Origin of the sequence: Citrobacter sp. MGH110 (assembly GCF_001037515.1) — a bacterium.
GTDB classification, from domain to species: domain Bacteria; phylum Pseudomonadota; class Gammaproteobacteria; order Enterobacterales; family Enterobacteriaceae; genus Citrobacter; species Citrobacter portucalensis.
This window is the reverse complement of sequence record NZ_KQ089830.1, coordinates 3,357,358-3,369,246: the sequence shown is the minus strand read 5'-3', so window position 1 is coordinate 3,369,246 and position 11,889 is coordinate 3,357,358. Positions and strand designations below refer to the sequence as shown.

General features: G+C 55.4%; 10 protein-coding genes. 2 read left to right on the top strand and 8 right to left on the bottom strand.

What is annotated here, in order from left to right; all coding sequences use genetic code 11:
- Nucleotides 1–140 precede the first annotated feature (140 nt).
- A complete protein-coding gene (gene gltP, locus SK38_RS15795) occupies nucleotides 141–1,451 on the top strand; it encodes a glutamate/aspartate:proton symporter GltP (protein WP_020996087.1) in 1,311 nt (436 codons plus the stop codon).
- Nucleotides 1,452–1,529: 78 nt separating this feature from the next.
- Here the strand turns inward: gltP and yjcO are convergent, their stop codons facing one another.
- Both yjcO and fdhF read right to left on the bottom strand, forming a co-directional pair.
- Nucleotides 1,530–2,213, bottom strand: coding sequence for a Sel1 family TPR-like repeat protein YjcO (gene yjcO, locus SK38_RS15790; protein WP_048236335.1), 684 nt, complete (start codon nucleotides 2,211–2,213; stop codon nucleotides 1,530–1,532).
- Between the two features lie 91 nt (nucleotides 2,214–2,304).
- Nucleotides 2,305–4,452, bottom strand: coding sequence for a formate dehydrogenase subunit alpha (fdhF, locus tag SK38_RS15785; protein WP_081003612.1), 2,148 nt, complete (start codon nucleotides 4,450–4,452; stop codon nucleotides 2,305–2,307).
- A 288-nt stretch (nucleotides 4,453–4,740) separates the two neighbouring features.
- Here fdhF and SK38_RS15775 point away from each other — a divergent pair, with 288 nt between their 5' ends.
- Nucleotides 4,741–5,472, top strand: a complete 732-nt coding sequence (locus SK38_RS15775; protein ID WP_048236333.1) for a response regulator — start codon at nucleotides 4,741–4,743, stop codon at nucleotides 5,470–5,472.
- Nucleotides 5,473–5,559: 87 nt separating this feature from the next.
- Here SK38_RS15775 and SK38_RS15770 read toward each other — a convergent pair whose 3' ends face one another.
- The 6 genes from SK38_RS15770 to SK38_RS15745 all read right to left on the bottom strand — a co-directional run bounded on the left by SK38_RS15770 (nucleotide 5,560) and on the right by SK38_RS15745 (nucleotide 11,781).
- Nucleotides 5,560–6,564 (bottom strand): carbohydrate kinase family protein, encoded by a 1,005-nt coding sequence (locus SK38_RS15770; protein ID WP_122983985.1) that lies wholly within the window; start codon nucleotides 6,562–6,564, stop codon nucleotides 5,560–5,562.
- Complete coding sequence (locus SK38_RS15765) at nucleotides 6,561–7,421, bottom strand: ketose 1,6-bisphosphate aldolase (protein ID WP_048236331.1); 861 nt, start codon at nucleotides 7,419–7,421, stop codon at nucleotides 6,561–6,563. Before SK38_RS15765 ends, SK38_RS15770 begins: the two co-directional genes overlap by 4 nt.
- Before the next feature lie 14 nt (nucleotides 7,422–7,435).
- Entirely contained in the window at nucleotides 7,436–8,119 is a 684-nt protein-coding gene (locus SK38_RS15760; RefSeq protein ID WP_008786945.1) for a D-lyxose/D-mannose isomerase, read from the bottom strand.
- A gap of 120 nt (nucleotides 8,120–8,239) precedes the next feature.
- Nucleotides 8,240–9,181, bottom strand: a complete 942-nt coding sequence (locus SK38_RS15755; protein ID WP_048236330.1) for an ABC transporter substrate-binding protein — start codon at nucleotides 9,179–9,181, stop codon at nucleotides 8,240–8,242.
- An 88-nt stretch (nucleotides 9,182–9,269) separates the two neighbouring features.
- Entirely contained in the window at nucleotides 9,270–10,265 is a 996-nt protein-coding gene (locus tag SK38_RS15750; protein WP_008786947.1) for an ABC transporter permease subunit, read from the bottom strand.
- Entirely contained in the window at nucleotides 10,258–11,781 is a 1,524-nt protein-coding gene (locus SK38_RS15745) for a sugar ABC transporter ATP-binding protein (RefSeq protein WP_003844755.1), read from the bottom strand. Before SK38_RS15745 ends, SK38_RS15750 begins: the two co-directional genes overlap by 8 nt.
- Between the last annotated feature and the right edge of the window lie 108 nt (nucleotides 11,782–11,889).

Below are 11,889 nucleotides of genomic sequence, written 5' to 3'. Positions count from 1 at the left end.
GCGGAATGCCATGCAGATGATAATGATAATAAGCGTTAAAAAACTCCATAAACGAACGCAACACAATTCATACCCTTTCAGTATGTACTATTCCCACACACCGCATGTGGAATAGCGCTCCATCGAGGAAGTCCGTTGTTATGAAAAATTTGAAAGTCAGCCTGGCATGGCAGATTCTAATCGCCATGGTGCTGGGCATTCTGCTAGGGAGTTACCTGCATTACCATAGTGACAGCCGTGAATGGCTGGTTGTAAACCTGCTGTCACCGGCGGGCGATATCTTTATCCATCTGATCAAAATGATCGTTGTGCCCATTGTCATCTCTACGCTGGTTGTCGGTATTGCCGGAGTCGGTGATGCAAAACAGCTGGGCCGCATTGGCGCCAAAACTATTCTCTATTTCGAAGTGATCACCACCGTGGCGATTATCCTTGGGATCACGCTGGCTAATGTGTTCCAGCCGGGTTCCGGGATTGATATGTCGCAACTGGCGACCGTGGATATTTCGAAATATCAAAGCACGACTGCAGAAGTACAGAGCCACGCGCATGGTTTGATGGGGACAATTTTGTCACTGGTGCCGACCAATATCGTCGCCTCGATGGCAAAAGGCGATATGCTGCCAATTATCTTCTTCTCGGTGCTGTTCGGTTTAGGCTTGTCTTCCCTGCCGGCAACTCACCGCGAACCGCTGGTGACCGTGTTCCGCTCTATTTCCGAAACCATGTTTAAAGTGACCCACATGGTTATGCGCTATGCGCCAGTCGGCGTTTTCGCGCTGATTGCCGTTACCGTCGCAAACTTCGGTTTTGCCTCCCTGTGGCCGCTGGCGAAGCTGGTGCTGTTGGTGCACTTTGCCATCCTGTTCTTCGCGCTGGTGGTGCTGGGGATTGTCGCGCGTATCTGTGGGTTGAGCATTTGGATCCTGATCCGCATTCTGAAAGACGAGTTGATTCTGGCTTACTCTACCGCCAGCTCCGAGAGCGTACTGCCGCGTATTATCGAGAAGATGGAAGCCTACGGCGCACCGGCGTCAATCACCAGCTTTGTGGTGCCGACCGGCTACTCATTCAACCTTGATGGTTCAACGCTGTACCAGAGTATTGCCGCGATCTTTATTGCGCAGCTGTATGGTATCGACCTGTCGCTGTGGCAGGAAATCGTGCTGGTGTTGACGTTGATGGTGACCTCGAAAGGGATTGCGGGCGTGCCGGGCGTATCATTCGTCGTGCTGCTGGCAACGCTGGGCAGCGTGGGGATCCCGCTGGAAGGCCTGGCGTTTATTGCCGGTGTTGATCGTATCCTCGACATGGCGCGTACCGCGCTTAATGTGGTGGGTAACGCACTGGCGGTGCTGGTTATCTCCAAGTGGGAACACAAATTTGACCGCAAAAAAGCGCTGGCCTATGAGCGCGAAGTATTAGGTAAGTTTGATAAGACCGCCTTGTAGGCCGGATAAGGCAACGCCGCCATCCGGCAACCTGCTCCGGGTTGCCTGATGGCGCTACGCTTATCAGGCCTACAACGACTACCCGTTGGTTAACTTATCAAACTCTTCGCAGCCGGTATCGAATCCTTCCGTACAGCTCAGATTCAGCCAGTGCAGTGCCTTCTGTTTATTCTTCACGATAAAACCCTGCTCACCGTTTAAGAACATCATCCCGGCCCAGTATTCGGAATAACCGGTGCGGGAGATGGCTGAGCTACGTTTGAAATACCACGTCGCTTTCTCATCGTCTGCGGGAATACCCACGCCGTTGGCGTAAATCAGCCCAAGCAGCATTTGCGCGTCGACGGCAGAATCATTTTCCAGGTCTTCGGAGGCGTTTTGCAGCAAGGTAATGGCTTTGGGGTAATCGGTGTGTCCAGCCTGAGTGTTGACCAGAATACGCGCCAGCGTAATTTCCCCGGTTTTACTGCCTGCCAGGGTCGCTTTTTCCGCCAGCGTTTTGGCCTGGGGGTAATCCAGACTGACCGGATTGGTAATCTTAATCTGTGCCAGCAATGCGTAAGCATCGGCATCACCATTGTCGGCGGCTTTTTGCGCCCAATATTCCGCTTTACCCAAATCGCCTGAGCTAAACCAGGTATCAGCGAGGAAATATTGTGCACGTCGATCTCCGGACTCGGCGGCTTTCAAAAACTGACTACCGGGCTCTTCGGCATGGACAAAGCATGTCATTAACACCATCAAGGCGAAAAGTCGTTTCATCTTATATTTAGATTTAGTGTAGGGAATGAACAGTATAGAGAGATTATTTGCATAAAAAAACGGCCTCCGAATGGAGGCCGTCAGGGGAAGCTTAACCCATCGCGCTTTCGCGCAGGCTGGCTTTCAGCTTGGTGTACTCATCAATGACATACTGCTCGGCAGCGCGCTGATCGGCAATGCGTTCAACGTTTACAGCACAGTACTTGTACTCCGGCGTTTTGGTAATCGGACTTAAGTTCTCGGTTACCAGTTCATTACATGCGCCAATCCACCACTGGTAGGTCATGTAAATCGCACCTTTGTTTGGACGATCGCTGACTGCCGCACGGGTAATGACCCGGCCTTTACGCGAGTTCACCCACACCAGCTCTTCATCCTGGATGCCCAGGCGTTCTGCGTCGGCGGTGTTGATCTGGGCATAGCCCGGTTCATCCGCCAGCGCGGCCAACGCCGCACAGTTACCGGTCATCGAACGGCAAGAGTAGTGGCCGACTTCACGCACTGTAGACAGTACCATCGGGTACTCCTCAGTGAGTTTGTCGATTGGCGCTACCCAGTCGCAGGTGAAGAACTGCGCCAGGCCGTTCGGGGTGTCGAACTTCTCTTTGAAGAGATAAGACGTACCCTGGTCGGCTTCTGAGGTGTCGCGGCAAGGCCACTGGATATAACCCAGTTCGCCCATTTTCTCGTAAGTGGCACCATAGAAATCCGGGCACAGATGACGCAACTCGTCCCAGATTTCCTGGGTGTTGTTGTAGTGCATCGGATAGCCCATACGGGTGGCGATTTCACTGATAATCTGCCAGTCCGTTTTCAGATCCCACTTCGGCTCAACGGCTTTAAAGAAGCGCTGGAAGCCACGGTCAGCTGCGGAGAATACGCCTTCATGCTCACCCCATGACGTAGACGGTAAAATAACGTCTGCGGCAGCGGCAGTTTTGGTCATGAAGATATCCTGCACGATGACCAGTTCCAGATCCTCAAAGCCTTTGCGCACTGCGGAGAGTTCAGCATCGGTTTGTAATGGATCTTCACCCATGATGTACGCCGCGCGTACTTCGCCATGCGCTGCACGGTGCGGCAGTTCGCTGATGCGATAACCGGTATGAGCAGGCAGACTTTCCACGCCCCAGGCTTTAGCGAACTTCTCGCGGTTAGCCGGATCTTTCACATACTGATAGCCCGGATAAGTATCCGGCAGCGCGCCCATGTCACATGCGCCCTGAACGTTGTTCTGCCCACGAACCGGGTTAACGCCCACGCTCGGCTTACCGAGGTTGCCGGTCAGCATTGCGAGGCTAGTCAGTGAACGCACGGTTTCCACGCCCTGATAGAACTGGGTAACACCCATGCCCCACAGGATGGCCGCGCTTTTCGCCGTGGCATACATACGTGCAGCCTGACGAATATCCTGCGCGCTAACGCCAGTGATATCTTCGACGGACTCCGGCGTGTAGCCTTCGACGATCTTGCTGTACTCTTCGAATCCTTCCGTACGGGAGGCGACGAACGCCTGGTCGTACAGTTTTTCTTCGATGATGACATGACCCATAGCATTGAGCAGCGCGATGTTCGAGCCGTTTTTCAACGCGATGTGCATGTCGGCAATACGCGCGGTTTCAATTTTGCGCGGATCGCAGACGATGATTTTCGCCCCGTTACGTTTAGCATTAATCACGTGATTCGCCACGATCGGGTGGGAATCCGCCGGGTTGTACCCGAAGATGAATACTAAATCTGTGTTATCAATTTCATTGATAGCATTACTCATTGCGCCGTTACCGACCGATTGGTGCAGACCTGCAACCGATGGGCCGTGTCAGACGCGAGCGCAGCAGTCAACGTTATTGGTACCAATAACGGCGCGCGCGAATTTTTGCATTACATAGTTGGTTTCGTTACCCGTACCGCGAGATGAACCGGTCGTCTGAATAGCGTCCGGGCCATACTTCGCTTTGATGGCGCTCAGACGACTGGCGACGTAATCAAGCGCTTCATCCCAGGAAACGGATTCCAGTTTGCCGCCACGCTGGCGACGGATCATAGGGGTTTTCAGACGAGGGGTCAGGATCTGGGTATCATTGATAAAATCCCAGCCATAGTAGCCCTTCAGACACAGGGTACCCTGGTTGGTTTTCCCCTGCGCCGCTTCAGCCCGGACGATTTTGCCGTTATCGACCACCAGGTTGATTTTGCAACCTGATGCGCAATATGGGCAAACCGTGACGACTTTTTTCATCGGTCTCGCTCCAGTTAATCAAATCGCGCATACGCGCTTGTCGTTTTTGTTATGCATCTTTTATGCCATGTTTTTATCAGGGGCATTAGTCGATATTACGGGCGAATTTTGCGCAAAACCCTGACGAAAAACAGTCTGTCGTCATATTTGACGTGACGAATCTCCAATACGTGACGCCCCGGCAGTGTGACCGAGGTTATGTTTCCCGCACATCCTTGTGCCTTATCGCTGTCACTCTGTGCAGAATCAATCACACTCATTTAAGTTGGCCAGAAATGGGGAAAAACAATGAAGCCAGCCATACTGGTTGTGGATGATGACATCGCTGTCTGCACGCTTTTACAGGATGTGCTGAGCGAACACGTCTTTACGGTGACCGCCTGTCACACCGGGCAGGAGGCGCTGCGCTGCATTGAGACTCAGCCGGATATCGCTCTGGTATTACTGGATATGATGTTGCCCGATACTAACGGCCTGATGGTGCTACAACAGGTGCAGAAGTTGAGGCCCGGATTACCGGTGGTGATGCTGACCGGGCTTGGCAGCGAGTCGGATGTAGTTGTTGGGTTGGAAATGGGGGCTGACGACTATATCGGTAAGCCGTTCAATGCGCGGGTGCTGGTGGCTCGGGTAAAGGCGGTGCTCAGACGCGTTGGCGTGTTAACGGCAGAAAGCGGCGGCCCACAGACCACGGGGCTTTCTTTTAATGGCTGGCATCTGGATACCGCCGGTTGCCAGTTACATAATCCCCAGCAGTTGAAGGTGGAGTTGACGCAAGGGGAATACAGCCTGCTGTTGGCGCTGGCCCAAAATGCCCGGCGGGTGCTGAGCCGAGAACAACTGCTGGAGCTGACGCGCAGCGACAGCGTTGAGGTGTTTGACCGCACTATTGACGTGTTAATCATGCGGCTGCGGCGAAAAATAGAGAACAACCCGCACCAGCCAATGTTGATCAAAACCCTGCGCGGGCTGGGTTATGTGTTTGCCGCCGACGTGCAACATCACGATAAGGCGGCGTGATCGTGCGCAGTTGCCGGATGCAGCGTAAACGCCTTATCCGGCCTACAAAAGCGATAACAACTCCGTAGGCCTGATAAGCGTAGCGCATCAGGCGTCAGCCATTTCTGCTTTCAACTCTGCCAGCGTCTTCGCGCCATCTATCGCATTCGCGCACAGCAAACTTGCCCGCGCACAGGCGTGTGCCAACCTGACGCTGTCCGTCAGCGACCAGCGCTCATGACAGCCATACAAAAATCCAGCGCAAAACGCATCTCCCGCCCCGACGCTGCCAACGATCTCCTCCTGCGCCAGGTACTGCGACGGGATCCAGACGCCCGGCAGATCCGGCGCTTCACCCCAGGCACCTTCCGGACAGTGGATCACCACCCGCTGGCGTACACCTGCATCCAATAATTCGCGTGCGGCGGTGGCGATGTGCGCAATATGCAGTTCGCCGTTGGGCTGGCGGATCTCCAGCCCGCTGAACTCCCCGGCTTCCAGCTCGTTAATCACCAGATAGTCGAGATGGCGCAGGGCTGGCATCACCAGCGGTTGATAGCGCGGGTCGCCCTTGCGTGAGACCAGATCCAGCGACGTTTCAAAGCCGTTGTCGCGCATTTGCGCCAGCAGCCGTGCGCTACGCGTCCCGTACTCCTCATCCGGCATGTCCAGACTGTCTAGCAGCAGCAGATATCCCAGATGGAAGATTTTCATCGAGGTATCCAGTTGCTCAAACGCAGGCAGATCGAGTAGCCGATTGGCACCCGGTGAGTGGAAAAAGGTGCGCTGACCGCTGGGATCGGTCATCACCTGCGACATCGACGTGGGGGCGAATGTGGTGCGCTGCACGTGTTGGCGATTAACGTGATACTGCTCCAGCATCGCCATGATGTAGTCGCCGTCGCTGTCCTGACCGATTAACCCCACCGCCTGCAACGGCAGCCCAGTGTGCATTTTTGCCAGCGTCAGCAGCACATTAAGCGGCGCACCGCCCGTGGCGCGTTCGCTACGGGTGATTTCCGCCAGCCAGCCACGTTCCGGCCACTGCACAATTTGATGCACGTGATCGACCAGCATGTTGCCTGCGGCGATAACGCCTTTGCGTTCCATCAGACCCGTCCCGCGCTGCCAAAAATGCGCATCTGTTCCGAAACGGTATCGGTAATGGCCTCTTCAATGCCGAGCAGCAGTTCGGCGAATTCGTCGTACAGCGGCTGGCGATTCGCCATCCGTGTTTCTACCGCCGACAGCGCCGCCTGCGACATGCCGGTATAGAAGTTGATTTTGTGAATGCCGATTTCAATCGCGCGCTTGAAATCGTCGTCGCTGATACCGGAGCCGCCATGCAGTACCAGCGGGATTGCCGCCTGCTGGCGAATGGCGTCCAGACGCGGGAAGTCGAGCAGCGGTTCGCCTTTGTATTTGCCGTGGGCATTGCCAATGGCGACCGCCAGCGCGTCAATCCCGGTTCTGTCGACGAAATCACGCGCCATCATTGGGTCGGTAAACAGCGACTCGTCGGCATGACCGTACAGCGCGCCGCCCTCATCACCGCCCACCGCACCCAGTTCGGCTTCCACCGACACGCCGACGGCATGGCACATTTTCACCACTTCGCGGGTCTGGCGGATATTTTCTTCATACTCCAGCGTGGAGCCATCGAACATCACTGAACTGAACCCTAAGCGTAGTGCCCGCACTACCGATTCAAAGTGCAGGCCGTGGTCAAGGTTTAGCACCACCGGAATGTCATGCCGCGCGGCTTCGAACTTGACCGCCTCGACCAGAGAATCCAGCGAGATATATTTAAAATGTACTTCGGCGATATTGATGATAAACGGCGAACGTTCCTGCTTTGCCGCGGCAAACAGCGCGCGCAGGAAGTGTGAATCCAGAACATTAAATGCCCCTAAGGCATAGTGATGCTCACGGGCATGGGCAAGGCCATCAGCGAGAGATATCAACGGCATAATGCGCTCCTTGGTTAGCGGAACAGGCGATATTCGTTACACAGCACCAGCTGCGCCGGCTCGTCTTCTTCAATGTCGTTATAGCGGGCGATCGGTTGCAAAAAGTGATTATCGTGGTCGTCGTCATTAACAGAAGAAACCTCGCCGACCAGCACATCGCCAAAACCTTCTTCCGCCCAGAAGCTGTGATACAGGCCCGGCGGCAGGCAGATGCTTTCACCCGGCGTCAGGCGTAACTGACTGCCCGCTGCATGGGTTTGCCGACAGCCGTCAATTACCACGCTGACGTCGGTCTCCTCCGTTTGTTCCCGGATCCCCGCATTCCACAGTTCCACAATTAAATTGCCGCCGCCGCGATTGATAATGTCTTCGCGTTTGCGCCAGTGAAAATGCATCGGCGTGACCTGCGCATCGCGAACATGCATGATTTTCTCGGCGTAGCATTTCTCGTAAGGCATGCCTTTCGGCGAGCCATTACGCAGAGTGAACAGCGTTAACCCTTGCGCGGCGAAATTGTTGCCGCCAAATGCGGTGACATCCCAACCGAGCTTAAGGTCGAACACTTCGCTCCAGGCTGTGGCATCAAGCTTGCGCCATTGGGTCGGGGGGAAGCTGGCAAAAGGGGGGAGATGCACGTCGTGCTGAGAGAAAAACTGGCGCGTGTGGCCAAGGATCTCGTTTATTGCGGAGCGTTTCATCGGCTGAATCCTCCTTAATATAATGCCGGATGGCACCGCGCTTATCCGGCCTACAAATTCATAGCGATCTTGTAGGCCGGATAGGGCATTTTTGCCGCCATCCGGCGTTGTTGTGGCGGGCTATTTAACCGTCCAACCCTTATAACTGCCGACGTTGTTTTTATCGATCATCGTCACCGGGATCAGCACGGGTTCTTTCGGGGCGGGTTTCCCCTGCAATATGTCATAGCCGATTTCGACCACTTTGGCAGCCATCACCTGCGGATCTTGTGCCGGAGTCGCCACAAATAGTGAGTTTTCGCGCTTCAGCGCTTCTTCACCGTCCGGGGATCCATCTACGCCGACAATAAAGAATTCGCTACGCTGCGCCTGTTTTGCCGCCAGATCGGCACCGATCGCCGTCGGATCGTTAATGGCGAATACGCCGTCGATCTTCGGATTCGCCGCCAGCAACGCGGTCATGATCTCCAGCCCGCCTTCGCGACTGCCTTTGGCGTTTTGGTTATGCGACAGCACCTTGATGTCCGGGTGGCGTTTGAACTCAGTCTGGCAGCCTTCCACGCGGTTCTGGACGGCGGAAACCGGCGGCCCGTTGATGATGACGACGTTGCCTTTGCCTTTCAGGCGGTCGGTAATGTATTTACAGGCCATTTCACCTGCCTGGGTGTTATCGGAGGTAATGGTCGCGTCTGCGCCTTCCGCCGCCACGTCAACGGCAACCACCACGATCCCGGCGTCTTTCGCGCGTTTTACCGCCGGGCCGATGCCTTTAGAGTCGGCGGCGTTAAGGATAATCATGTCGACTTTGGCGGCAATAAAGTTGTCGATCTGCGACACCTGTTGACCCAGATCGTAGCCGCTGGAAACCAGCGTTACTTTAACGCTATCACCTGCCAGCTTGCGTGCTTCCAGCTCCGCGCCTTTGGTGATCTGCACGAAGAACGGGTTGGCCAGATCGCCCACCGTAACGCCAATCGATTTCAGTTCTTTTGCCTGCACAAACGGAGCTGCAGCAAGCAGGGCGCCAGCACAGAGCGCGGTTACTAATGGCTTCAAACGCATACTCGTTTCCTCACGTAGGGTATTGTTGTTATACGCCTGATGGCGCTGCGCTTATCAGGCCTACGAATGAGCAGGCCAGTAAGCTTGTCTATGCACTTTGATGGTGTCGGGTACGGTATTTGTCGATCAGCACCGCTATGATGATCACCGCCCCTTTGATCACCAGTTGCCAGAAATAGGAGACGCCCATCAGCGTCATGCCGTTATTGAGCGTGGCGATTATCAACGCCCCCACCAGCGTGCCGGTGATGGTGCCGATCCCGCCAACAAAGCTGGTGCCGCCGAGGATCACCGCCGCGATGGCGTCCAGCTCGTAACCCATGCCTAAGTTGCCGTTGGCGCTATACAGCCGCGAGGCGCTCATCACCCCGCCAAGGCCTGAGAGCAAACCGCTCATGCCGTAGACGAACAGCAGCACCAGCCACACTTTGATCCCGGTTAAACGTGCGGCCTGCATATTGCCGCCGACCGCGTAGATATGAACGCCGAGCGTGGTGCGGCGCAGAATGAACCAGCACACCACCACCACCGCCAGCGCAATGACCACCAGCCACGGAACCGGGCCGAGATAGTTGTTACCGATCCACTCAAAGCTGATATTGGAGTTAATCACCGTTGTACCGTCGGCCAGCAGATAGGCCGCACCGCGCAGCGCCGTATAGGTTCCAAGCGTGACGATAAACGGCGGTAGTCCGGCAAAAGCAACCAGCGCGCCGTTAAACAGCCCCAGCACCAGACCGAGCATCAGCGCCGCCGGAATCGACAGCATGGCAAGCTCAGGAATAAGAGAAACGACCATGGCTGCGACAGCGGTGGTACCGAGAATCGAGCCAACCGAGAGGTCGATCCCGCCGGTCAAAATAATGAAGGTCATGCCAGCTGCCAGCACGATGTTGATTGAGGCCTGACGGGTAATATTCAGCAGGTTACTTTCGGTAAAAAAGTTAGGCGCGATAAAGCCAAATACCGCCACAATCAGGATGAGAATCGGTAAGATGCCGACCGTTTGCATCAGATCGCTCATCAGCATTTTTTTTGCGGAGGCGGATTTCGCCACCTGCTGGGGAGTGGTTGGATTATTCATGGGGCACCGCCTGATGGTGGGAGTCGTTCACGCCGGTTGCCAGCGTCATAATATTTTCCTGGGTAATGCTTTGTCCGTTCAGCTCGCCGGCAATACTGCCTTCCCGCATGACGTACACGCGATCGCTCATACCGACGACTTCCGGCAGTTCGCTGGAGATCATCAGGATCGCTACGCCTTTGCGCGCCATATCGTTCATGATCCGGTAGATCTCGCTTTTGGCACCGACGTCCACGCCGCGCGTGGGTTCATCGAGGATCAAAATACGTGGGCCGATCGCGACCCAGCGTGAAATCAGCAGTTTTTGCTGATTTCCGCCGGACAGCCCACCCGCGCGTACCTGTGCGTGCGGAACGCGGATGTTGAGCAGCTTGATGGCGTCATCGGAAATAGCCTGCGCCTTTTTGCGATCGAGCATGCCCCAGTTGGCGTCACGCTCCAGCGTTGCCATGGTGATGTTTTCTGCCGCTGCCAGCTCTAAAAATAATCCCTGTTCTTTGCGGTTTTCCGTCAGAAAGCCAATGCCGTGGTCAATCGCCTCGCGCGGGGAGTGGATCACTACCGGTTCACCGTCTACTTCAATCATGCCGCCGATGGCTTTACGCACGCCAAAAATAAGCTGAGCCAGTTCAGAACGCCCGGCACCGACTAGCCCGGCCAGGCCGACGATCTCCCCGGAGCGCACCAGCAAGCTGCACGGCTGGACTTTATGGCCGTCGGTCAGGTGATGAACATTGAGGCGTGCTTTACCTAAGGGAATATCGCGCTCTTTGTTGAACAGATCGCTCAACGGACGGCCCACCATCATGCGTACCAGCTCCGAGGCGTTGAGCTTGTCGCGGGTCAGGCTGCCAACATATTGCCCATCGCGCAGGACGCTGACGCGGTCCGAGAGTTCGTACACTTCCGCCATGCGGTGGCTGATGTAGATAATCGCCATCCCCTCATCGCGCAGGCGCATGATCAGTTCAAACAGGCGGTGAGTTTCACGTGAGGAGAGGGCGGCGGTGGGTTCATCCATTACCAGAATGCGGCTGTTACGGTGCAGGGCGCGGGCAATTTCCACCTGCTGCTGTTCGGCGATGGTCAATGTCATCACACGGTCGCTGGCCTTAAACTGGGCGCCGAGTCGGTCGATGACTTTCTGCGACTGCATGACCATCTCTTTACGCTGGACCAGCCCGCCGCGCGACAGCTCGCTGCCAAGAAAGATATTTTCCGCTACCGTCAGGTTCGGCGCGAGCTGCATCTCCTGATAAATCAGCGTGATGCCTGCGCTAAGCGCATCTTTAGGACCGCGAATATGGAACGGCTGACCGTCAATCAGGATCTCACCGCTGGTGGCGGTATAGGCGCCTGCGAGGATCTTCATCAGGGTGCTCTTCCCCGCGCCATTCTCGCCCATCAGGGCATGAATCTCGCCCGGCCAGACCGTTAAATCGACCCCTTTCAGCGCGTAAAATTTGCCAAACGCTTTAGCAATGTTGCGCATCTCCAGAACCGGTGTCCTGCTCATGGCGGATCTCCTGTGGGGTGGCCGATATCAGCAGTCCATCACAGGAATGTAAATGCAAAATGTCAGAAGCCGTTCATATTTGTCATATTGCGATTTTTCTTCACGGAG